At 67.8% G+C, this 19,907-nt stretch carries 25 protein-coding genes, 1 other RNA gene and 1 pseudogene; 19 read left to right on the top strand and 8 right to left on the bottom strand.

Going from position 1 to position 19,907, the window contains the following annotated elements; translation table 11 throughout:
* Window positions 1-86 precede the first annotated feature (86 nt).
* Window positions 87-1,322 carry a type III PLP-dependent enzyme gene (locus ACFE7K_RS00310; protein WP_375396153.1) on the bottom strand — a complete coding sequence of 412 codons (1,236 nt, stop codon included), beginning with the start codon at window positions 1,320-1,322 and terminating at the stop codon, window positions 87-89.
* A gap of 147 nt (window positions 1,323-1,469) precedes the next feature.
* On the opposite strand from ACFE7K_RS00310, the gene ACFE7K_RS00305 reads away from it, so the two are divergent.
* Window positions 1,470-2,480, top strand: coding sequence for a threonine/serine dehydratase (locus tag ACFE7K_RS00305; RefSeq protein WP_375396152.1), 1,011 nt, complete (start codon window positions 1,470-1,472; stop codon window positions 2,478-2,480).
* Window positions 2,477-2,644 (top strand): hypothetical protein, encoded by a 168-nt coding sequence (locus tag ACFE7K_RS00300; RefSeq protein WP_375396151.1) that lies wholly within the window; start codon window positions 2,477-2,479, stop codon window positions 2,642-2,644. The genes ACFE7K_RS00305 and ACFE7K_RS00300 overlap by 4 nt, the downstream gene beginning before the upstream one ends.
* Window positions 2,645-2,672: 28 nt before the next feature.
* Here the strand turns inward: ACFE7K_RS00300 and ACFE7K_RS00295 are convergent, their stop codons facing one another.
* Together ACFE7K_RS00295 and ACFE7K_RS00290 are read right to left on the bottom strand one after the other, a co-directional pair.
* Entirely contained in the window at window positions 2,673-3,182 is a 510-nt protein-coding gene (locus ACFE7K_RS00295) for a thioredoxin family protein (protein WP_375396150.1), read from the bottom strand.
* A 122-nt stretch (window positions 3,183-3,304) separates the two neighbouring features.
* On the bottom strand, window positions 3,305-3,961 hold the full coding sequence (locus ACFE7K_RS00290) for an alpha/beta hydrolase (protein WP_375396277.1): 657 nt from the start codon (window positions 3,959-3,961) through the stop codon (window positions 3,305-3,307).
* Between the two features lie 156 nt (window positions 3,962-4,117).
* On the opposite strand from ACFE7K_RS00290, the gene ACFE7K_RS00285 reads away from it, so the two are divergent.
* The 9 genes from ACFE7K_RS00285 (at window position 4,118) to ACFE7K_RS00245 (ending at window position 9,774) form a co-directional block, all read left to right on the top strand.
* On the top strand, window positions 4,118-5,131 hold the full coding sequence (locus tag ACFE7K_RS00285) for an aminotransferase class V-fold PLP-dependent enzyme (protein WP_375396149.1): 1,014 nt from the start codon (window positions 4,118-4,120) through the stop codon (window positions 5,129-5,131).
* Complete coding sequence (locus ACFE7K_RS00280) at window positions 5,128-6,216, top strand: cysteine desulfurase family protein (RefSeq protein ID WP_375396148.1); 1,089 nt, start codon at window positions 5,128-5,130, stop codon at window positions 6,214-6,216. The genes ACFE7K_RS00285 and ACFE7K_RS00280 overlap by 4 nt, the downstream gene beginning before the upstream one ends.
* On the top strand, window positions 6,213-6,542 hold the full coding sequence (locus ACFE7K_RS00275) for a 2Fe-2S iron-sulfur cluster-binding protein (protein WP_375396147.1): 330 nt from the start codon (window positions 6,213-6,215) through the stop codon (window positions 6,540-6,542). Before ACFE7K_RS00280 ends, ACFE7K_RS00275 begins: the two co-directional genes overlap by 4 nt.
* A gap of 94 nt (window positions 6,543-6,636) precedes the next feature.
* Window positions 6,637-6,861, top strand: a complete 225-nt coding sequence (locus ACFE7K_RS00270; RefSeq protein WP_375396146.1) for a hypothetical protein — start codon at window positions 6,637-6,639, stop codon at window positions 6,859-6,861.
* Between the two features lie 48 nt (window positions 6,862-6,909).
* Window positions 6,910-7,007, top strand: an RNA gene (ffs, locus tag ACFE7K_RS00265) — signal recognition particle sRNA small type.
* Window positions 7,008-7,118: 111 nt separating this feature from the next.
* Window positions 7,119-7,418 (top strand): hypothetical protein, encoded by a 300-nt coding sequence (locus tag ACFE7K_RS00260; RefSeq protein WP_375396145.1) that lies wholly within the window; start codon window positions 7,119-7,121, stop codon window positions 7,416-7,418.
* Window positions 7,419-7,519: 101 nt separating this feature from the next.
* On the top strand, window positions 7,520-9,130 hold the full coding sequence (locus tag ACFE7K_RS00255) for a DNA polymerase III subunit gamma/tau (protein WP_375396144.1): 1,611 nt from the start codon (window positions 7,520-7,522) through the stop codon (window positions 9,128-9,130).
* Window positions 9,127-9,450 (top strand): YbaB/EbfC family nucleoid-associated protein, encoded by a 324-nt coding sequence (locus ACFE7K_RS00250; protein ID WP_375396143.1) that lies wholly within the window; start codon window positions 9,127-9,129, stop codon window positions 9,448-9,450. Before ACFE7K_RS00255 ends, ACFE7K_RS00250 begins: the two co-directional genes overlap by 4 nt.
* Window positions 9,451-9,504: 54 nt before the next feature.
* Window positions 9,505-9,774, top strand: coding sequence for a hypothetical protein (locus ACFE7K_RS00245; protein WP_375396142.1), 270 nt, complete (start codon window positions 9,505-9,507; stop codon window positions 9,772-9,774).
* 33 nt (window positions 9,775-9,807) lie between these two features.
* On the opposite strand, the gene mtgA is transcribed toward ACFE7K_RS00245, so the two are convergent.
* The 5 genes and pseudogenes from mtgA to ACFE7K_RS00220 form a co-directional block, all read right to left on the bottom strand.
* The gene (gene mtgA, locus ACFE7K_RS00240; protein WP_375396276.1) at window positions 9,808-10,521 is read right to left on the bottom strand and encodes a monofunctional biosynthetic peptidoglycan transglycosylase; all 714 of its coding nucleotides are present in this window, start codon (window positions 10,519-10,521) and stop codon (window positions 9,808-9,810) included.
* A gap of 105 nt (window positions 10,522-10,626) precedes the next feature.
* Window positions 10,627-11,823 (bottom strand): annotated as a pseudogene (locus ACFE7K_RS00235) (flavin monoamine oxidase family protein); the annotation flags it as partial.
* Window positions 11,820-12,338 (bottom strand): hypothetical protein, encoded by a 519-nt coding sequence (locus ACFE7K_RS00230; protein WP_375396141.1) that lies wholly within the window; start codon window positions 12,336-12,338, stop codon window positions 11,820-11,822. The gene ACFE7K_RS00230 and the pseudogene ACFE7K_RS00235, both read right to left, overlap by 4 nt.
* 66 nt (window positions 12,339-12,404) lie before the next feature.
* Window positions 12,405-13,310: an RNA polymerase sigma factor RpoH gene (gene rpoH / locus ACFE7K_RS00225; protein WP_375396140.1), complete on the bottom strand. Its 906-nt coding sequence runs from the start codon at window positions 13,308-13,310 to the stop codon at window positions 12,405-12,407.
* Window positions 13,311-13,373: 63 nt separating this feature from the next.
* Window positions 13,374-14,324, bottom strand: coding sequence for an RluA family pseudouridine synthase (locus tag ACFE7K_RS00220; RefSeq protein WP_375396139.1), 951 nt, complete (start codon window positions 14,322-14,324; stop codon window positions 13,374-13,376).
* 17 nt (window positions 14,325-14,341) lie between these two features.
* Between ACFE7K_RS00220 and ACFE7K_RS00215 the strand changes: the two genes are divergently transcribed.
* The 8 genes from ACFE7K_RS00215 (at window position 14,342) to ACFE7K_RS00180 (ending at window position 19,903) form a co-directional block, all read left to right on the top strand.
* Window positions 14,342-14,770 carry a Mov34/MPN/PAD-1 family protein gene (locus tag ACFE7K_RS00215; RefSeq protein ID WP_375396138.1) on the top strand — a complete coding sequence of 143 codons (429 nt, stop codon included), beginning with the start codon at window positions 14,342-14,344 and terminating at the stop codon, window positions 14,768-14,770.
* Window positions 14,771-14,792: 22 nt separating this feature from the next.
* On the top strand, window positions 14,793-15,260 hold the full coding sequence (locus ACFE7K_RS00210) for a hypothetical protein (RefSeq protein WP_375396137.1): 468 nt from the start codon (window positions 14,793-14,795) through the stop codon (window positions 15,258-15,260).
* A gap of 59 nt (window positions 15,261-15,319) precedes the next feature.
* Window positions 15,320-15,571 (top strand): AbrB/MazE/SpoVT family DNA-binding domain-containing protein, encoded by a 252-nt coding sequence (locus tag ACFE7K_RS00205; protein ID WP_375396136.1) that lies wholly within the window; start codon window positions 15,320-15,322, stop codon window positions 15,569-15,571.
* On the top strand, window positions 15,568-15,966 hold the full coding sequence (locus ACFE7K_RS00200; protein ID WP_375396135.1) for a type II toxin-antitoxin system VapC family toxin: 399 nt from the start codon (window positions 15,568-15,570) through the stop codon (window positions 15,964-15,966). Before ACFE7K_RS00205 ends, ACFE7K_RS00200 begins: the two co-directional genes overlap by 4 nt.
* A 66-nt stretch (window positions 15,967-16,032) precedes the next feature.
* Window positions 16,033-16,677: a histidine phosphotransferase family protein gene (locus tag ACFE7K_RS00195; RefSeq protein WP_375396134.1), complete on the top strand. Its 645-nt coding sequence runs from the start codon at window positions 16,033-16,035 to the stop codon at window positions 16,675-16,677.
* A gap of 57 nt (window positions 16,678-16,734) precedes the next feature.
* The gene (locus ACFE7K_RS00190; RefSeq protein ID WP_375396133.1) at window positions 16,735-19,038 is read left to right on the top strand and encodes a chemotaxis protein CheA; all 2,304 of its coding nucleotides are present in this window, start codon (window positions 16,735-16,737) and stop codon (window positions 19,036-19,038) included.
* Complete coding sequence (locus tag ACFE7K_RS00185) at window positions 19,035-19,475, top strand: chemotaxis protein CheW (RefSeq protein WP_375396132.1); 441 nt, start codon at window positions 19,035-19,037, stop codon at window positions 19,473-19,475. The genes ACFE7K_RS00190 and ACFE7K_RS00185 overlap by 4 nt, the downstream gene beginning before the upstream one ends.
* Window positions 19,476-19,537: 62 nt before the next feature.
* Window positions 19,538-19,903 (top strand): response regulator, encoded by a 366-nt coding sequence (locus ACFE7K_RS00180; RefSeq protein WP_375396131.1) that lies wholly within the window; start codon window positions 19,538-19,540, stop codon window positions 19,901-19,903.
* Window positions 19,904-19,907 lie beyond the last annotated feature (4 nt).

The following is a 19,907-nucleotide window of genomic DNA, read 5'->3' as shown; positions in this document are numbered from 1 at the left end:
TGAGCCGCGGTCCCGCTTCTGCCGACGGACGGGAAAGCGGGACCCCGGATCAAGCCCGGGGTGACGGGAATTGTGGTAGCGTTTCGTTACAGCGTGACGACGTTCGAGGCGACCTTGAGGTCCGGTTCGACGTACAGCGAGGCCATCGGTTCGTCCTCGACGATCACCGTCTCGTCCGATCCAAAGCCGTTGAACGCGGTGCGCATTGCGGAGCCGTACGCGCCGACCATGCCGATCTCCAGATAATCGCCCGCGCCAACGTCCGCCGGCAGCATGAACGGGCCGGCCATGTGGTCGAGGTCGTCGCAGGTCGGGCCGTAGAAGCTGAACGCCACATCACGGGCGCGGCCTTCGGGCTCGCGCAGCACCGTCACCGGGAACCGCCAGCCGATATGCGCCGCGTCGAACAGCGCGCCATAGGCCCCGTCATTGATGTACAGCTCGTCGCCACGGCGCCGTTCGACCCGGACGATGATCGAGCTGTATTCCGCGCACAATGCCCGGCCGGGCTCGGCCCAGAGCTCGGCCGAATAGGATATCGGCAGGCTCTCGAACGCGCGATGGATCGTCTCGAAATAGCGTTCGAGCGGGGGCGGCTCCATGCCGGGATAGACGGAGGGGAAACCGCCGCCGACATCGATCACGTCGACCGTTACCGCGGCGTCGACGATCGCCGCGCGGACGCGCTCCATCGCCTCGGCATAGGCCTGGGGCGTCATCGCCTGGCTGCCGACATGGAAGCAGATGCCCAGCGCATCGGCGACCTGGCGCGTGCGGAACAGCAATTCCCTGGTCTCGCCGGGCGCCGCGCCGAACTTCGACGCGAGGCTCAGCTTGGCATGCTCCGACGACACGCGCAGGCGGACGCACAGCGTCAGGTCCTCGGCACCGCGCGTCGCGCGCACGATCTTGTCCAGCTCCTCGATCGAATCGAGGCTGAACGTGCGGCAGCCATGCGTGAAATACGCCTCGGCAATGGCTTCCTCGGCCTTGACCGGGTGCATGAAGCACAAGGTCGCTTCGGGCAGGGTATGCGCGACCAGCCGCACCTCGGCGATGGAGGCGACGTCGTAATGGGTGATGCCGCCGTCCCACAATACCCGCAGCAGATCGGGCGAGGGGTTCGCCTTCACCGCATATAATGGCCGGCCCGGAAACTTCTCGACAAAGAATCGGGCGGCACGCCGGGCAGCGTGCGGGCGAATCAGCGTGACCGGCTGAACCGGGCGCCGGGCGGCAATGTCGATACCACATCCCGGAAAAGGAGCGGCGGCAATCGATCGGGCGGTAGCTAGCCCCAGCGCGCTATGATGCTTGTGCAATTCAAGGGACCTCCAAGTGGCTTGCGCCATATTGTTAAAAGCTGCCTTGCGGTTGGAAGTCCCATGGGGCAGCGGAAGGGCGACTTAGGGTCCATAGGTTGCCAAGTAAATACCCGAACCAACGGTTTGGCGCATCGGAGAGCGAATGTGGCGATTGTCAGACAGCCGACCCGGGCGGGGGTGCGCGATGCCGCCGCCAAGATCGCCGCGATCCTGCCGTCGAGCCCGCTGTTCGTCGCGCCGGTGCAGGGCATGCCCGTCGCCTTCAAGGCCGAGTCGCTCCAGCCGGTGGGGGCGTTCAAGTTGCGCGGCGCATGGCATCGGCTGACCGCGCTCGACGAAGCGCAGCGGACCAGGGGCGTTGTCGCCTTTTCGTCGGGCAATCACGCGCAGGGCGTCGCCTGGGCGGCGAAGCGGCTGGACATGCCCGCGACGATCGTGATGCCCGCCGACGCGCCGCGGGTGAAGCGCGACGCCACCCTGGCGCTGGGCGCAGAGGTGGTTTCCTATGACCGCATGACCGAAGATCGCACCGTCATCGCCGCCCGGCTGGCGGAAGCGCGGGGCGCGACGCTGGTGCCCAGCTTCGACGATCCCTGGATCATCGAGGGGCAGGGGAGCGTCGGTGCCGAATCGGCCCGGCAGATGGAGCTTTCGGGGCTGGGCGGCCCGATGCATGTCGTCGTGCCGTGTGGCGGCGGCGGGCTGGCCGCGGGGATCGCGCTCGCCCTGCCGGAGGCGCGGATCACCGTGGTCGAGCCCGAGGGCTGGGACGACATGCGCCGCAGCCTGGAGGCGTCATGGATCGAGCCCGTAGGTCCAAATCCGCCGCCGACCGCGTGCGACGCGCTCCAGACGATGCGCGTCTCGCCGCTGACCTTTGAAGTACTTGCCCGGCGCGACGCGAAAGGGGTGGCGGTCAGCGAGGCCGAGGTGCGGGCGGCGCAGCGCTGGGCAGCGGTGAAGCTGCGGCTGGTCGTCGAGCCCGGCGGTGCGGTGGCGCTGGCAGCGCTGCTCGCGGGCAAGGTCGCGGCAGAGCCGGGGATGCTGGTGATCCTGTCGGGCGGCAATGTCGATGTCGAGGCCTATGCCAAAGCGATCGCGCCGGAAACGGCCGAGGCCCCGGCCTTCCCGGCACTCAGCGACAGCGGGGCGTGACCGGCCTGGACGCCGCCGCCCCTGCGCTGGCCATGATCGCCGCGATGGTGCTGGCATGGTCCGGCGTGCGCCTGAGCGTCGGGCGGGACACGCGGACGAAAGGCGTGCTGATGATGATGGCGGCGGCGGTGCTGATCGGTAACGTCGTCGTCTGGACGATGTAGCGGACGGCAGGACGGCGTGGCCGGCCGATCAGGCGGCCCAGCTCGCCAACCAGTCGGCCAGTGCCTGTGGCGTCAGCGAACGGGCATCCGACAGCGCGGTCTCGCGGCCGGCATTGACCAGTCGATCAGTGCGCGGATCGACGATCAATATCGCGGGAACACCCTTCAGCCGGCCGGTGATCCCGTACCGCGCCGGAATCTGGAGGTTCTTGTCAAAGCGGCCGACATCGACGGTGACCACCTCGAAATGTCGCGCGATGAAGCCGCGCATTTCCGGCAAGGCCATGACGCCGGCGAGCAGGCGACAATCGAGGCACCAATTGCCGCCGAGGTCGATCAGCAGCCGCTTGTGGGACCGGATCGCCGCGGCGCGGGCGGCGGCAACCCTGGCGTCGGCGGCTGCGGCCTCGTCATAGGGGAGCGGCAGCGGCTTGCCGAGTTGCTCGAACGACGTGGCGGACAAACGCGGCGCCTTCACGCGTGCATCGGCCGCGGTGGCGATCATGGCCAGACCGGCCAGGAGGAGGACACGAAACATCTACGGGCTCCTGAAATTGCCTGTCCGGGGGATCATCCCGCGTCCCGACAAAGGCAAGACAGCTTCGCTTGGCCGCGGCCAAGCTGGAGCTTGTACCGCACGTGCCCGGCCTTGCGCTTATCCTACCGGATCGGTGAGTTCGGATCGAGCCGCATGTCCAGATACTTGTCCACGGACTTCATCAAATCGGGCATTTCGTGCTCGAAGAAGTGGTTCGCCCGGGGGATCGTGTCGTGGTGGATCGTGATGTGCTTTTGCGTGCGCAACTTGTCGACCAGCTTCTGCACCGCGATCGGCGTAACCACCTCGTCATTCTCGCCCTGGATGATGATGCCGCTGGCCGGGCACGGGGCAAGGAAGGTGAAGTCGAACATATTGGCCGGCGGGGCGACCGAGATGAAGCCGCGTATCTCCGGCCGCCGCATCAGTAGCTGCATGCCGATCCACGCGCCGAAGCCGAACCCCGCCACCCAGGTGGTCTGCGCCTCGACATGGAAGCTCTGCACCCAATCGAGCGCGGAGGCGGCGTCGGACAGTTCGCCGATGCCGTTGTCGAACACGCCCTGGCTCTTGCCCACGCCGCGAAAGTTGAAGCGCAGGGTCGCAAAGCCGCGGCGCTGGAAGGTCTTGTAGAGCTCCATGACGATGTGGTTGTTCATCGTGCCGCCCGACATCGGGTGGGGATGAAGAATCATCGCCACCGGCGCGCGAGGCTTAGGGGCGGGCGCGAAACGCCCTTCAAGACGGCCTTCGGGGCCGGGGAAAATGACTTCGGGCATGGAATCCTGACGATAGAAGGATGCGCGCGATGTGGCGCGAAAGTTGCGCGCTATATATGCAGGACGCCCTGCGGCGCAATTGGAACGAATCGGACCTTGGCCTCGCGTCTTTACCTTGACCATGCCGCGACCACGCATTTGCTGCCAGCGGCGGCGATGGCCATGGCCGAGGGGGTGGCGCGCTGGGCAAATCCGTCGTCGCCGCATGCCGAGGGGCGGGCGGCGCGTGCCGCGCTGGAAGAGGCGCGGGCGGCGATCGCCTCCGCCTATGGCTGGCGCGGCGAAACGCTGCTGACCAGCGGGGCGAGCGAGTCGCTGGCGATCGGGCTGGGCCGCGCCGCGGCGGACCGGCGGCTGGCCAGCGCGGTCGAGCATGATGCGGTGTTCCGCGCCGCCTATGACATTGCGATCGTGCCGGTCGGCAAGGACGGGCTGGTCGATGCCGAGGCGCTCGGCATCGCGCTGGCCGGCGAGGGGCGGGCGGTGGTCGCGATCCAATGGGCCAATAGCGAGACCGGCGTGCGCCAGTCGATCGCCGCCCTCGCCGCGCAAATCCACGCCGCCGGCCATCTGCTGCTGGTCGACGCCGCGCAGATGCCGGCCGGAGCGGATCGCGCGGTCGCCGACCATGCCGATATGGTCGCGCTGTCGGCGCACAAGCGCGGCGGCCCGGTCGGGGTCGGCGCGCTGCTGGTGCGCGACCTCGCGATGCTCGATCCGACGGGGGGGCAGGAGCGCGGCTATCGGCCGGGGACCGAGAACCTGCCGGGCGCGCTCGGTTTTGCCGCCGCGCTGGCCCAGCCCGAGGACGTTGCCGCGATGCAGGCGCTGCGCGCGCGGCTCGACGCCGCGATTGCCGCCGCCGGTGGTGAGGTCGTGGCGGGATCCCCGCGCCATGCCGCGATCGGATCCTACCGGATGCCCGGCCTGGCTGCCGCGACGCAACTGATCCGCTTCGACATGGCGGGCATCGCGGTGTCGGCCGGCAGTGCGTGCTCGTCGGGCAGCATGAAGCCGAGTCACGTGCTCGACGCGATGGGCTGGAGCATCGAGGCCTCGCGCGAGGTGGTGCGCGTCAGCTTCGGGCGCACTACCGGGGAGGCCGACATCGACCGCTTCATCGCCGAATGGCGCAGCATCGCGCGATCGGCACGGGCGTATGCGGCATGATCTACCTCGATTACCAGGCAACGACCCCGCTCGCGCCCGAGGCGCTCGATGCGATGCTGCCCTGGCTGCGCGACCAGCACGCCAATCCGCATTCGCCGCATGCGGCGGGGCGCAAGGCAAAGGCGGCGGTCGAAGTGGCGCGGGGGCAGGTCGCCGCCTTGCTCCCGTCCGGCGGGCGCGTGGTATTCACGAGCGGCGCGACCGAGGCGCTGAACTGGGCGATCAAGGGAACAACCGCCGACATCGTCACGATCGCCACCGAGCATGCCGCCGTGCTCGACACGGTGGCGGCGGAAGCGCGGGAAGGGCGAAACCGGACGATCACGCCGGTCTCCGGTTCCGGCTTGATCGACCTGTCCGATGCCCGGCGTGCCGTCGAGCCCCACACCGGCCTGGTCGCGGCGATGCTCGTCAACAACGAGATTGGCGTGATCCAGCCGATCGCCGCCCTTGCCGGCATCGTGCATGATGCGGGCGCGTTGTTCCTCTGCGATGCGGTGCAGGGCTATGGCCGGGTCGCCATTCCCCACGACTGCGATCTGGTCGCGGTCTCCGCGCACAAGATTCATGGACCGAAGGGCGTCGGGGCGTTGTGGATTCGCGACGGCGTGACGCTCGATCCGCTGCTCCACGGCGGCGACCAGGAAGGGGGGCGGTCGGGCACGCTGTCGCCCGCGCTCTGTGCCGGCTTCGGGCGTGCCGCCGCGCTGATGGCGGAGCGACGCGACGAGGATGCGGCGCACGTCGATCGCCTGTGGACGCTCGCCACCGATCGTCTCGGCCCGGAATGGACGATCAACGGCTCGACCGAGCACCGTTATCGGGGCAATCTCAACATCCGTCGCGACGGGCTCGACGTCGCGCGGCTGATGTCGGACTTGCGCGACATCGCGTTTTCCGCCGGCTCGGCATGCGCCAGCGGCTCCGGGCGCGCCAGCCATGTGCTGCACGCCATCGGCCTTACCGAAACGCAGGCGCGCTCCAGCATCCGGCTGGGTTTCGGGCGCTATACGACCGAGGCCGAGCTGGCAGCGGCGGTCGAGCGCATCGCGGCGGCGACAGCCGGCCAGCGCGTGGCGGCATGAAGGTCACGTTCGTCGGCCGCGACGGCGAACGAACGACGGTCAGCGCAACTGCCGGCGACTGCCTGCTCGACGTGGCGCAGGCGGCGGGCGAACCGCTGGAGGGCACGTGCGAGGGGCAGATGGCGTGCTCGACCTGCCACGTCATCGTCGAGGCGGACGATTTCGCCAGGCTGCCGCGCGCCGGCCATGAGGAAGAGGACATGCTCGACCTTGCCGCCGGCGCGACGCGGACCAGCCGGCTCGCCTGCCAGATCACGCTCGATGCCACGCTGGGCGACCTGACAGTCCGCATTCCCCACGAAGCCCGCAACATGCGGGGGCGGTAAGGCACTATCCGATCGGTACATTTCGATTGCGGAACGAGCTGCCGCATGGTGCGTTTCGTGGATTACCGGGTGGGTCGTATAGTGAGGGATTGCCATGATTATTGCCACGTTCATCGCCGCGTTGACGCTGGGTGCCGCCACGGTTCCGGCCGTTGCCGACGCGGCGCCGGGCCAGACCACGGTCTCGAGGCGCACCGTCACCACCCGCACCGATCGGCGCTACGATGGTCCCCGCTGGCGCTACAAGACGGTGTGCAAGGTGCGCAATCGCGGCAATCGCCGGGTCCGCACCTGCAATCGCGTCCGGGTCCGCTATTGATCGCGGCGCCGGGCGCTTGATCGTGCCGCCCGACACCGCCATAAAGGGGGCGGGAGTCGGGCGGACGCAATCGTCGCCAACCCGGTCAGGTCCGGAAGGAAGCAGCCGTAACGATTTCGTTGCGGGTCGTTCCGGCTCCCACCTGCGCGTTCGTATCGGTTGCCGACCGCCAACATGCCGACAGCGACGGCAGGAACCATTTCAGCCGTTATTCATTACTCAAGCGCCCTCTGACCAACATGAGTTAGGAGACCGGTATGCGTTTGACCCATCTGTTCGCCGTCCTGTTCGCGTTGTTTGGCGCCTCGGTTATCGTCCCGGCTGAGGCGGAGACGCGGACGATCGTCGCGATCGCCCCATTCGTCGTGCTGTCCGGCGCTATGCCGGTCGCACCCGTTGTGGATCAGTATCGCCGGCGCGGCGATGGCTATGCGCGTCGTGGCTATGGCTCTCGTCGCGGCTATGGGTATCGCCGACCGTATCGCGCCTATGGTTATCGCACGGTTTGCCGCCGCTATGGTCGTGGTCCGCGTCGCTGCTTTCGCATACGGTCCTGAGGTCGACCGGCACGTTGGTCGTCGTCCCGGATGCCCGCATGACGCCGTCCAGGTGATCGCCGGCTTCGACATTCGCCGCGCAGGAGTCTAATCAGGTCGCGATGAGCGACTCCTTCGATCTAGGTGTGCCGCCGCCTCCCAGGGACGCCGTATATCGCGTTCTGGCGCGCAAATACCGGCCGCAGAATTTCAGCGAGCTGATCGGCCAGGATTCAATGGTCCAGACGCTGGCCAATGCGATCCGGCGCGGGCGGCTGGCGCATGCCTTTCTGCTGACCGGGGTGCGCGGGGTCGGCAAGACATCGACCGCGCGGCTGATCGCCAAGGCGCTCAACTGCATCGGCCCCGACGGGCAGGGGGGAGCCACGATCGACCCTTGCGGCATATGCGACGCGTGCGTGTCGATTGCCGAGGGCCGCAACATCGACGTCATCGAGATGGACGCCGCCAGCCATACGGGCGTCGACGACATGCGCGCGGTAATCGACGCCGCGCGGCTGGCGGCGTTCGGTGCGCGATACAAGATCTACATCATCGACGAAGTCCACATGCTGTCCAAGAACGCCTTCAACGCGTTGCTCAAGACGTTGGAGGAGCCGCCCGAGAACGTGAAGTTCCTGCTCGCCACGACCGAGGTCCAGAAGGTGCCCGTCACCGTCCTGTCGCGATGCCAGCGGTTCGACCTTCGGCGCATCCCGGCGGACAAATTGGGCGCGCATTTTGCGCATGTCGCGGAGCGGGAGGGGGTGGTCGCCGAACCCGAGGCGCTGGCGCTGGTCGCGCGCGCTGCAGACGGATCGGCGCGCGACGGGCTGTCGATCCTCGACCAGGCGATCGCCCATGCCGGACTCGAGGGCGGGGCAGTGACCGCGTCGGCGCTGCGCGCGATGCTGGGACTGAGCGATCGGGCCGCGATCCGCGACCTGTTCCGCCTGCTGGTGGACGGTGACGCGCCGGGCGCGCTGGCGGCGCTGCGCGATCAATATGATCTGGGGGTCGACCCGCATTCGGTACTGCGCGCGCTGCTTGAGACGACGCACGCGGTGACGCTCGCCAAGCTGGGCGGCGAGGCCGATCCCGCGCAATCGGCCGAGGAACGCGTGATGCTGGGCGGTTGGGCGGTGGCCTTGTCGTTTCCGGCCCTCCACCGCTTGTGGCAGTTGCTGCTGAAGGGCCATGACGAGGTCGGCCGGGCCGCCCTGCCGATCGAGGCGGGGGAGATGGCGCTGTTGCGCGTCGTCCATGCCTCCAGCCTGCCCGATCCGGGCGATCTTGCGCGCCAGCTTGCGGCGGCCGCCCCGGCGACTGCCGCGGGACCGCCGCCTGGCGCTCCCGCCAAGCCGGCCCTGCCGCGCGATTTGGCCGCAACGGTGGCGCTGCTCGACGAACATGGCGCGCGGATATTGGCGGCGCAGCTGCGCCATGGCGGCAGCGTAGTGCGGTTCGCCGCCCCCGATCTGGTGCTCAGCGCGACACGTCCGATGTCCGCCGACCTGCCGCGTGACATGGCGCAGCGGCTGCGGGAGATTACCGGCGTGCCGTGGCGCGTGAGCGTCGAGGATGCGCCAGGTGCACCGACCGTCGCCGAGGCACGCAAGGCGCAGGAGGATGCCGAACGCGCCGCGATCCTGGCAACCCCGGTCGCCGCCGCGGCGTTGGAGGCGTTTCCGGGCACGGTGCTGGAACGATGGACCAAGGGAGCAGAAGGATGAAGAGCCTCGACGACATCATGGCAATGGCGCAGAACGTTCAGGCCGAACTAACCAAGGCGCAGGCGAATCTCGACACGATCGAGGTCGAGGGGGCGTCGGGTGGCGGACTGGTGCGGATCACGGCGTCGGCCAAGGGCCGCGTGATCGGCATCGAGATCGATCCGTCGCTGCTCCAAGCGTCGGAAAAGCAAATGCTGGAGGATCTGGTGGTTGCCGCATTCAACGATGCCCGCGCCAAGGCCGATACGGCATCCAATACCGAGATGTCGAAGATCTCGCAGGGTCTGCCGGTGCCACCGGGATTCAAGCTGCCGTTCTGAACTGATCTGATCGCGGAACCATGCCGTTTCGCCCGCGTTCTGACTACATATAAAATGGAGGAAGAAATGGCGGACGAACGCGCAACCAGGACCGACGGCACGCCCACCAATACCACGGTTATCGAGCGCAGTGGCAGCGGCGGTACAATACTCATCGCGGTTGTTCTGCTCATCGCAGTCGTTATCGGCGGCTATTTCCTGCTCAAACAGAGCAAGAACGACGATCTGAAGACCAATGCGGTCACCACCGCTGCCGGTAAAGTCGGCGACAGCGCCGCCAAGGTCGGCGACTCGGCTTCCAAGGCCGTCGACAAGGCTAAATAGCCCCTATGTGTCCGGCTCACCTGCAGCCGCAACTCAACGCAGGCAGGCGTCGAGCCCGTCGCGTCCGACAATGGCGACATAGCGCGCCAGCGTGTCGCCATGGCGGCGGACGAAGCCGTGCGGCGCAATCGCCGCACGCTTTTTCGGAAGCGGGAGGACCGCCGCCAGACGCCCGGCCTCGGTCGGCGTAAGCGACGTCGCGTCATGGCCGAAATAGCGCAGCGCCCCCGCATTGGCGCCGTAGGTGGCGAGGCCGGTTTCGGCTACGTTCAGATATACTTCCATGATGCGTTTCTTGCCCCACAGGGTTTCGATGAGGAAAGTGAACCAGGCCTCGACCGTTTTGCGCACATACCCGCCGCCCTGGAACAGGAACACGTTCTTGGCGGTCTGCTGGCTGATCGTCGATCCGCCGCGGATGCGCCCGCCGTCGCGATTGCGGAACCAGGCCTTGGCGATCGCGCCATAGTCGAAGCCGTGGTGCGAACAGAAATGGCCGTCTTCCCCGGCAATCGCGGCGCGCGCCATGTTCGGGTCCATGGCCGCGAGCGGCAGCCATTTCCTGCTCACCTGATGCCCGGCAACCATGTCGCCCAGCATCGTCAGCGTGATCGGTGGCGCGACGAACCGGTATAGACCGACCCACAGCATGCTGACCAGCACGGCGCCGAGCACGGTTTTCGTGATCCAGCCGATCACCCGGCGGAAGAGCGGACGGCGGGTTCGGGTGCGGCGGGATCTCGGCATGTCAAGCGGGTCCTCCTCGGCCACCTTTTCGAGTGTCGGCGCCGCGCTGGCAAGCATCAACACGGGCGCGGCGCGGGGCTGGCGCATCGCGGCCAGCAGCGCCCGGGCGGCGGCCACGCCCGTCGCATGGGCACCGTGCGCGGTCGAGAAGTCGGTCGTCGAACACGCCTCTCCGGCAAAGAAGAGGCGCCCGTCGACCGGTTCCGCGAGCACCGCGCGCTGGCCGGCGGCGCCGATGCGGGCATGCGAATAGCTGCCCCGAATGAAGCGTTCGCCGCGCCACCGCGACCGCGCGACCGGCCTGAGCCGCAGGCGCCAGTCATTGCCCAGCAATCCCGCCAGCTGGCGAATTGCAAAATCGGCCGCGGCGGCATCGCTTGCCGCCTCGATCGCCTCGGCGCAATCGCCGCCGAAGAACGCCTCGACCACAGGCTGGCCGAGCCACCCCACCTGATAGCTCGCGGTCCGGCTGGTGCGCGGATCGCCGATCAGGTGCGCGTTCACCGGATGGTCGCCCTCGATCGCCAGGAAGACCTTGTCGGCCAACCCCAGCGGCAGCGCGGCGGCGGCGTCGCGCTTGGCGGCGAGCGGCGGATCGAACACCAGGTCGCCCTCGGCCAGGATCGGCGTGGGCACGGTGACAAGCACGCGGTCGGTCTCGATCGTCCCGCCGGCGACGGTCAGGACGATGCGCCGGCCGCGATGGTCGATCCGCGTGACCGGCGACGCCAGGCGTACGGGCAGCCCGCCGGCATAAGCCGCGACCAGCGCGCCATAGCCGGCGCGCAGCCGCCAATTGGCGTCGGTAGCGGCATCCTCATAAGCTAGCCAGTCATGCAGCGACACGCGGTCAAGCGGCGCACCGTTGGCAAAGCCGGAAATCGCGTCGATCAACGGGCGCCATGGATCGGCGGCGGCGATGAAGTCCGACAGCGGACGGTCGGCGCCGTCGCGATAGGCGCGCGCGCGTTCCTCCCATTGCGCCCAGGCGGCATGGAAGGCGCGCTGGTCGTCGGGCGGAAAGCCCAGATCATGCCATTGCTCGCGCCAATGCGCCGGGCTGCGATCGATGACCGCGCCGGCAGCGGCGGCGATCCCGACCCACGGATTGCGGTCGGCGGAATGGAGCCAGGCGCAACCCAGGTCGAGCATCAGCCCGTCGATGTTGACGCTGTGCGCCCGCCCGCCGAGCCGGTCGCCGGCCTCGACCAGCAGAACGTCGCAGCCGGCATCGTGCAGCCGGCGCGTGGCGGCGATCCCTGCCGCGCCGCCGCCGATGACGACCGCGTCGCTGCCGCTCATCGCCCGCCCGGCGGTTCGCCCGAGACCAGCGCCATCGATCGGCCGCCGAGCAGGAGCGCCGCGCAGAGGGCGGCCAGCGCCAGAGCGCCCAGCGTCAACCAATAGCCATATTGCCAGTCGATCCGGATCAGCGCGGCCATCGCTGCATCAAACCGCGCATCCTCCCGCGACGCCAGCCGCGCCACGGCGGGCGCGTCGATGCCGTGCGTGCCCTGGACGACGAGGGCGACGGCACCGAGCGATGTTGCGAGGACGGTGCGAGGCGCCGGCGTGCGGCGGAAGGCGATGACCAGCCCGACGACGATCAGCACGACCGCGAGCACCAGCCACCAGTCGGTCGCCCCGGCATGCACGTCGATACGGTCGCTGAGCGGGTCGGTCATCGCCAGCCGACCGGTCATCAGGTCCCAGCCGGACGCCTTGACGATCGGCCGGCCGGAACACGATACGGTCAGCCACGGCAGCAGGAACGCGATCAGCGCGATCGCCTTGGATATACGGACACAGCGCCACATCGGCGCACCTTGGCCCGGCGTGGGCGTCACGGCAACCGCCGCGACCCGGCGCTCCGGGTATCGCCCCTACACAGCGGCGAGCAGACGCTTCTCACCGGCCAGCCGCATCATCACCTTCTGCAGCTTTTCAAAGGCGCGGACCTCGATCTGGCGGACGCGCTCGCGGCTGACGCCATAGACCTGGCTCAGTTCCTCCAGCGTCTTGGGATCGTCGGTCAGGCGGCGCTCGGTCAGGATGTGCCGCTCGCGCTCGTTGAGGTCGTCCATCGCGTTCATCAGCAAATCGTGGCGGACATCGGCTTCCTGCGTCTCGGCGACCACGGTGTCCTGCAACGGACCGTCATCGGCCAGCCAGTCCTGCCACTGACCCTCGCCATCCTCGCGCATCGAGACGTTGAGCGACGTATCGCCGCCCATCGCCATGCGGCGGTTCATGCTCGTCACTTCCTGTTCCGTGACACCCAGATCGGTGGCGATCTTGGCGAGATGCTCGGGGCTCAGGTCGCCGTCCTCGAACGCGTCGAGCTTCGACTTCATCCGGCGCAGGTTGAAGAACAGCTTCTTCTGCGCGGCCGTCGTGCCCATTTTCACCAGGCTCCACGAGCGCAGGATGAATTCCTGGATCGAGGCGCGGATCCACCACATCGCATAGGTCGCCAGGCGAAAGCCGCGATCGGGCTCGAACTTCTTCACGCCCTGCATCAGGCCGATATTGCCCTCGCTGATCAATTCGCTGACCGGCAGGCCATAGCCACGATAGCCCATCGCAATCTTGGCAACGAGCCGCAGGTGGCTGGTGACGAGCTGCGCCGCCGCTTCGGTATCGCCATGTTCGGAAAAGCGCTTGGCCAGCATATATTCCTGTTCCGGGGTGAGGATCGGGAATTTCTTGATCTCCGCCAGATAGCGGTTGAGGCTCGCCTCGCCGCCCAGAGCAGGAATCGTCGCCGGGACGTTGCTGCGATTTGCCATGATGACTTCTCCCTTGGCGGGGCCGCACGCCCCAGAAGAGGCGACGTGCATGCCACGAAAACGTTAATTGACGAGCATATCGTACAGTTCCTGCATGTCGGCAGGCATTGCGCTTTCAAACGACAAAGCGTTACTTGTGATCGGATGGATGAACCCCAGACGCGCGGCGTGCAATGCCTGGCGATGGAAATTCAGGGTTTCCAGAAGCTTTCGATGAGCCTGCTTTGTTCGCCCGTAAACCGGATCGCCCAGCAAGGGGTGGCCGATCGACGCCATGTGCACGCGCACCTGGTGCGTCCGCCCGGTCTCCAGCCGGCATTCGACCAGCGCCGCGCCGGCGAGTGGCGCGATCGTTCGGTAATGCGTCACCGCGCGCTTGCCGCCGGCGACGACCGCCACCTTCTTGCGGTTCTGCGGGCTGCGCGCGAGCGGCGCGTCCACCGTCCCGGCGGGCGGCATAAGTGCGCCGCCGGTGATCGCGCGATATCGGCGGTCGATGGTGTGCGCGGCGAACTGCCGCGCCAGTCCCTCATGCGCGCGGTCGGTCTTGGCCGCGACCATCAGCCCCGACGTATCCTTGTCGATGCGGTGGACGATGCCCGGCCGCGCCACGCCGCCGATTCCCGACAACGATCCGCCGCAATGGTGGAGCAGCGCGTTGACCAGCGTCCCGTCGAGATTGCCCGCCGCCGGATGGACGACGAGCCCCGCCGGCTTGTCGATCACGATCAGATGCTCGTCCTCGAACGCGACGACCAGCGGAATGTCCTGCGCCGCATTGTGCGGCGCGGTCGGGGCCGGCACCGCGATGGTGAACACCGCGCCGGCAATCGCCTTACGCGCCGGATCGCGGATCGCCGCGCCGGCGGGGTCGGTGACCTGGCCGGTCGAGATCAGCGCCTTCACCCGCTCCCGCGACAAGGTGGGCAGCGCGTCGGCCAGCGCCCGGTCGAGCCGCCAGCCGGAAGCCCCGGCGGCGATCGGTACGGCAAAGACGGAAACCCCCCGGTCCATGTCGCGCGGAGATGGGGATGACCGTGCACATTTCAAGATCGCTGGCGGCCGACCTGCTCTCTCGGGCGGCATCGACGCCCGAGCTGGAGGTGTGCGGCCTGCTGTTCGGCGCCGATGGCCGGATCGATCATGCCCGGCCTTGCCTGAACATCGCCGAACACCCCGACAGCAGCTTCGAGATCGATCCGGCGGCGCTGATCGCCGCGCATCGCGCGGGGCGCAGCGGCGGCGCGGTGATGATCGGCCACTATCATTCGCACCCGGTGGGCGCGGCCGCCCCGTCGCCGCGCGATCTTGCGGCCGCCGCGGGGGACGGCGCGATCTGGCTGATCATCGGTGGCGGCACGATCACCGGCTGGCGATCCGACGCGGCGGGCAGCTTGAGCCCGGTCGCGGTCGAGATGGCCGGCCAAGGCGACTTGCCTGCGGCAAATTTCGGCGCATAATCGGGTCGAGGGGAGAGGGATCATGGCCACGCAGCCACCACCGACACCGCCCGCACCGAGCTGGTGGTCGGGGCTGGAGCGCAGTCGCAAGATCGTCATCGCCGCCCTGGCGCTGTCGTTCGTCTCGCAATTCCTCCGCTACAAGACGGATACCAGCGGCGGGATGCTCAGCCGCGAGATGGACACCGATTATTATACCGGCATCACCCTGTGGGGCAGCACCGGCGGGACCGGGTGGCAGGTCCATCCGATCGTCGTGCCGATGCTGATCGCGCTCGCGGCGATCTACCTGACCGACTTTCATCGCCGGCCGTTCTGGAACCGCCGGGGCCACTGGATCGCCATCGGGATGTTCTTCTTCTGTACGGCGCCCGCCGATATCGTCGCGACGCTGGGCGGGTTCCTGGGCGGGGTGGTGATGGTATTGGCGGTATGGAGCGCGCTGATCCACCGCAAGGCGGCGCAGGCCGGTACGCCGCCACCCGCCTGACGTCTTGCATTTCGCCCGATATAAAGGCAGAAGTGCCTTACTTTCGGGTTGAGGTGATGATGGCCACGATGACCGTAACCGCCAAGGGGCAGGTGACGCTGCGCCAGGAGTTCCTCCGTCATCTCGGGGTAAAGCCGGGCGACAAGATCAGCGTCGAAAAGCTTCCGGACGGAAGGATCGAAGTGGCGGCGGCACGCGGCCAGGGCAGGATTTCCGATGTTTTCGGGATGTTGAAGCGCCCTGGCCAGCCGGTGCTGACCATCGAGGAAATGAACGAGGTGATTGCGGACGGCTGGGCGGGCATCCGGTGAGCATTGCCGTGGACACCAATATTCTGGTCCGTGTGGCCGTCGAGGATGATCCGGAACAGAGCCGGATCGCTCGCGGGCTGCTGACCCGGGCCGATAGCGTCGCCGTGCCGATCACGGCATTGTGCGAGATGGTCTGGGTGTTGTCGCGGTCATACAAGATATCGTCAGTCGATATCGCCGCGACCATACGCGCCCTGACCAGGGCGGAATGCGTTCGCACCGATCAGCCCGCCTTAGCCGCGGGACTCGCCCTGCTCGACATGGGCGGCGATTTTGCAGACGGCGCGATTGCCTATGAAGGGCGATGCCTGGGCGGCAAGACGTTCGTCTCGTTCGATCAAGCGGCCGTCAAACGGCTGAACGCCGTCGGCATCGCCGCGGTCGAGGCGGCATAGCCTTGCGCACATCCTTGCGCCCCGCCAGAAGGACCGCCCCGCGCCAACCCGGAGCCTTGACCTGCAATGACCATCACCCCGGTCGATTTCGCCAGCCTGCTGTGTTCGCGGCTGTGCCATGACCTGCTCAGCCCGGTCGGCGCGCTCAACAACGGGCTCGAGCTGCTCGCCGAGGAGCATGATCCGGAAATGCGCGCGCGCTGCATGGAACTGCTCAACGAAAGCGCACGGGCGTCGGCCAACAAGCTCAAGTTCTTCCGGCTGGCATTCGGGGCCGCGGGCGGTTTCGGCGAGACGGTCGACACGCGCGAGGCGCGCGCCGCGATCGAGGGATTGTTCGGCGAGCAGTCGCGCATCCTCATCGGCTGGATGGTCGACGAGCCGTCGCTGCCCAAGCCCGCGATCAAGGTGCTCCTCAACCTGGCGCTGATCGCCGGCGACGCACTGGTGCGCGGCGGACAGCTCGATGTGGGCGCGGAGATCAACGGCACGAATGTCGAGATCGTGGTGCGCGCCGAGGGCCCCCGGCTGCTGCTGGACCCTGAATTGCGTACCACGCTGACCGGCGACCTGGGCGAGGCCGCGGTGACGCCGCGCGGGGCGGCCGCCTATCTGGTCCACGCGCTGGTGTCCGACAGCGACGGCACGGTCCGGATCTCCGCGTCCGACGCCCCGGTCCTGCTGTTCGGCGCGACCATCCGGTCTGGGTAAACACCTCCTTTACCAGCATCGGTGCATAGCCGATGGGCAACCGCGTTTCGGGGACCCATGGACGACCTGCTGCAGGAATTCATCGCCGAGACGCGCGAGACGCTGGAGGCGCTCTCGGGCGAGATCGTCGCGTGGGAGGCCGATCCGGCCGATCGCGCGCGCCTGGACGCGATTTTTCGCTTCGTCCACACCGTCAAGGGCAGCTGCGGCTTCCTCGACCTGCCCCGGCTGGCGCGGCTGAGCCATGCCGCCGAGGACGTGCTCGCGGCGGTGCGCAGCGGGGAACGCGTGCCCGACCCGCGCCTGGTCAACGCCGTCCTGGCCATCGTCGACCGTATCGGCGAGCTGGTCGAGGCGATCGAGGCGGGCGCCTCGCTCGACGATTCGGGCGAGGAGCTGCTGATCGCGGCGCTCGACACGGGCAGTGATGCCACGGTCGCGGCGTCAGGCGTGCCCGTTGCGCAACGTGCGCCGGCGCGCAGCGTGCGCCTGTCGACCGACCTGCTGGATCGCATGATGAGCGGGATGAGCGACATGGTGCTGGCGCGCAACGAGCTCGCCCGGCGCCTGCGCGACGAGAGCGTCGGGCCGGCGATCGAGGCGTCGCTGGACCGGTTGTCGATGTCGGTCGCCGAGATGCGCGACACCGTCACGCGCACGCGCATGCAGAAGGTCGACGCGCTGTTCTCCGCGCTGCCCCGGATGGTGCGCGATACTGCGGCGGAACTCGGCAAGTCGGTCCAGCTGCTGATCGAGGGCGCCGATGTCGAACTCGACCGCGAGATGATCGAGGTGATGCGCGATCCGCTGGTGCACATCATCCGCAATTCGATCGATCATGGCCTCGAAACGCCCGCCGAGCGCCGCGCGGCCGGCAAGCACGAGACCGGCCGGCTGCTGGTATCGGCACGCCAGTCGGGCAACCAGATCATCATCGAGGTCATGGACGACGGGCGCGGCATCGATACCGACAAGCTGGTCGCCAGGATGATGGCGTCGGGATCGGCGGACGGGCGCGACTATCGCGCGCTCGGCGAACGCGAGCGGCTCGACCTGATCTTCGAGCCCGGCCTGTCGACCAAGGACCAAGTTACCGCGATTTCCGGGCGCGGCGTCGGGATGGACGTCGTGCGCGCCAATGTCGCGCAGATCGGGGGGCGGATCGACGTGATCAACGCGCCCGGTCGCGGGCTCAGGCTGGCGATCCACGTACCGCTGACCTTGTCGATCATCCCGGCGATCGTCGTCGGGGTCGCCGACCAGAGGTTTGCCATCACGCGTCACGCGATCGAGGAGATCGTCCATGTCGGGGCGGGCTCAATCTGCATCGATCTGCTCGGCGACACGCCGGTGGCGACGGTCCGCGACCACCGCATGCCGCTGGTCGATCTGGGGGCGTTGATGGGGCTGCGAACAGCGGATCCGGCGGCGGTCGACCTGCTGGCGATCGTCGGCGTCATTGGCGGTCGCTTTGCGATCGCCGTCGATGCGGTGCTGGATCATGAAGAACTGGTAATCAAGCCCGCGGCGCCGATGGTGATGGACACCGGCATTTATGCCGGCCAGACGCTGCCCGACAGCGGGTCGCCGATGCTGCTGCTCGACTGCCCGGGGATCGCCACTGCCGCCGGGCTGAACTTCTCGCGCGATACGCTGCCGCAAGACGACGATGCCGCGCCGACGCCTGAGGACGAGGGCGTCGCAGCGTTGCTTTTCGACGATCTCGACGGACGGCGGCGCGCGGTGCCGCTGGCGATCGTCGATCGCGTCGAGACGGTCGCTGCCCACCAGATACGGTTCGCCGCCGGCCGCCTGCGGCTGTCGGTCGACGACCGCATCCTACCGCTGGCCGCCCTCGGCGAGATTGCCGGTCGCCAGACGGTCGCGATATTGCGGATCAAGGATGGCGATGCCGAGATCGCTTATGCCATGGCTGAAGCGATCGACATCGTTGCCATTCCCGCGACGATCGTGCCGAGCGCGATGGCCGGACCGATCCTGGGTGTCGCCACGATCGACCATGACCAGATCGAGCTGATCGATCCGCAATGGCTGCTGGGGGACCAGATCGATGGATCTCGCTTGGGCGTGGCGCCATTGTGCCTGATCCACGGCGACGTCGACGGCTGGATGTCGACGTTCCTCAAGCCGGTGCTGGAGGCAGCGGGCTATCGCGTTGCGACCCACGCCGACGACCACCACGAGGTCGCGGTGATCCTGACGACCGCCAGCGGCACCGACGATCGCCGTGCCGTCCGCCTGACCAACGAGCGGGGAGACCAGGGCGGCGAGGACGGTGTCTATCGCTATGATCGGGCGGGGCTGCTCGCGGCCGTGGCACGGCGGGTGGAGTGGGCATGACCGAGCAGTTGTTCCTTATCGCCCATATCGCCGGGCGCGGCGTGGCGATCGATTCCACCCAGGTCGATTCGGTGGTCGACATCGGCACCGTGACGCCGGTGCCATGCGCGCCGCCGCATATCCGGGGGCTTGCCGCCCTGCGCAGCCGCGTCGTCACCGTCATCGACACGCACGCCGCGCTCGGGCTGGTCCCGGCGACGGAGACGGCGACTCGCGCGGTCATCACCGTCATTGACGGGCATCATTATGCGGTGCTCGTCGATTCATTGGAGGACGTTGCGCCTTTCGTCGCGACGCCGCTGGCATCCGGCGTCAGGCTCGATGCCGGCTGGCGCACTGCCGGATGCGGAGAGATCGAGCGCGATGGCAGGCCGGTCCTGGCGATCGACCTGGCCGCGCTGACCCGCGGAGCGGCGCCCTCCCTCATCGAGCATTAACCGGCCGCACATTGTTTGCGCTCTACATCTATCAAGTGACTTCAAAACAGGGTGTCGGTGTCATGAAAACATGTCTGGTCGTCGATGATTCGAAGGTGATCCGAAAGGTCGCCCGGCACATCCTCGAAACCCTGGATTTCGAGGTCAGCGAGGCGGCCGATGGTCGCGAAGCGCTGGACAGGTGCATGGCCGCGGCGCCCGACGTCATCCTGCTCGACTGGAACATGCCGGTGATGAGCGGCATGGATTTCCTGCGCGCGCTGCGCGAGACGGCATTGCCCAGCCGCCCGAAGGTCGTTTTCTGCACGACCGAGAACGGCATGGCCTATATCCGCGCCGCGATCGAGGCGGGCGCCGACGAATATGTCATGAAGCCGTTCGATCGCGAGACCCTGGAATCAAAGCTTCAGATCGTCGGCGTCGCCTGAACCG

The organism is uncultured Sphingomonas sp. (assembly GCF_964244265.1).
Classification (GTDB): domain Bacteria; phylum Pseudomonadota; class Alphaproteobacteria; order Sphingomonadales; family Sphingomonadaceae; genus Sphingomonas.
Note: the sequence above shows the minus strand (reverse complement) of the source record. Positions and strands in the feature narration are given on the sequence as shown.

Bases quoted from the DNA above. Each gene is read 5' to 3' on its own strand.
- ACFE7K_RS00295 (WP_375396150.1), bottom strand. From the start codon at position 3,182: ATGTTTCGTGTCCTCCTCCTGGCCGGTCTGGCCATGATCGCCACCGCG.
- ACFE7K_RS00290 (WP_375396277.1), bottom strand. From the start codon at position 3,961: ATGCCCGAAGTCATTTTCCCCGGCCCCGAAGGCCGTCTTGAAGGGCGT.
- ACFE7K_RS00285 (WP_375396149.1), top strand. From the start codon at position 4,118: ATGGCCATGGCCGAGGGGGTGGCGCGCTGGGCAAATCCGTCGTCGCCG.
- ACFE7K_RS00280 (WP_375396148.1), top strand. From the start codon at position 5,128: ATGATCTACCTCGATTACCAGGCAACGACCCCGCTCGCGCCCGAGGCG.
- ACFE7K_RS00275 (WP_375396147.1), top strand. From the start codon at position 6,213: ATGAAGGTCACGTTCGTCGGCCGCGACGGCGAACGAACGACGGTCAGC.
- ACFE7K_RS00270 (WP_375396146.1), top strand. From the start codon at position 6,637: ATGATTATTGCCACGTTCATCGCCGCGTTGACGCTGGGTGCCGCCACG.
- ACFE7K_RS00260 (WP_375396145.1), top strand. From the start codon at position 7,119: ATGCGTTTGACCCATCTGTTCGCCGTCCTGTTCGCGTTGTTTGGCGCC.
- ACFE7K_RS00255 (WP_375396144.1), top strand. From the start codon at position 7,520: ATGAGCGACTCCTTCGATCTAGGTGTGCCGCCGCCTCCCAGGGACGCC.
- ACFE7K_RS00250 (WP_375396143.1), top strand. From the start codon at position 9,127: ATGAAGAGCCTCGACGACATCATGGCAATGGCGCAGAACGTTCAGGCC.
- ACFE7K_RS00245 (WP_375396142.1), top strand. From the start codon at position 9,505: ATGGAGGAAGAAATGGCGGACGAACGCGCAACCAGGACCGACGGCACG.
- mtgA (WP_375396276.1), bottom strand. From the start codon at position 10,521: ATGCCGAGATCCCGCCGCACCCGAACCCGCCGTCCGCTCTTCCGCCGG.
- ACFE7K_RS00230 (WP_375396141.1), bottom strand. From the start codon at position 12,338: ATGTGGCGCTGTGTCCGTATATCCAAGGCGATCGCGCTGATCGCGTTC.
- rpoH (WP_375396140.1), bottom strand. From the start codon at position 13,310: ATGGCAAATCGCAGCAACGTCCCGGCGACGATTCCTGCTCTGGGCGGC.
- ACFE7K_RS00220 (WP_375396139.1), bottom strand. From the start codon at position 14,324: ATGGACCGGGGGGTTTCCGTCTTTGCCGTACCGATCGCCGCCGGGGCT.
- ACFE7K_RS00215 (WP_375396138.1), top strand. From the start codon at position 14,342: ATGACCGTGCACATTTCAAGATCGCTGGCGGCCGACCTGCTCTCTCGG.
- ACFE7K_RS00210 (WP_375396137.1), top strand. From the start codon at position 14,793: ATGGCCACGCAGCCACCACCGACACCGCCCGCACCGAGCTGGTGGTCG.
- ACFE7K_RS00205 (WP_375396136.1), top strand. From the start codon at position 15,320: ATGGCCACGATGACCGTAACCGCCAAGGGGCAGGTGACGCTGCGCCAG.
- ACFE7K_RS00195 (WP_375396134.1), top strand. From the start codon at position 16,033: ATGACCATCACCCCGGTCGATTTCGCCAGCCTGCTGTGTTCGCGGCTG.
- ACFE7K_RS00190 (WP_375396133.1), top strand. From the start codon at position 16,735: ATGGACGACCTGCTGCAGGAATTCATCGCCGAGACGCGCGAGACGCTG.
- ACFE7K_RS00185 (WP_375396132.1), top strand. From the start codon at position 19,035: ATGACCGAGCAGTTGTTCCTTATCGCCCATATCGCCGGGCGCGGCGTG.
- ACFE7K_RS00180 (WP_375396131.1), top strand. From the start codon at position 19,538: ATGAAAACATGTCTGGTCGTCGATGATTCGAAGGTGATCCGAAAGGTC.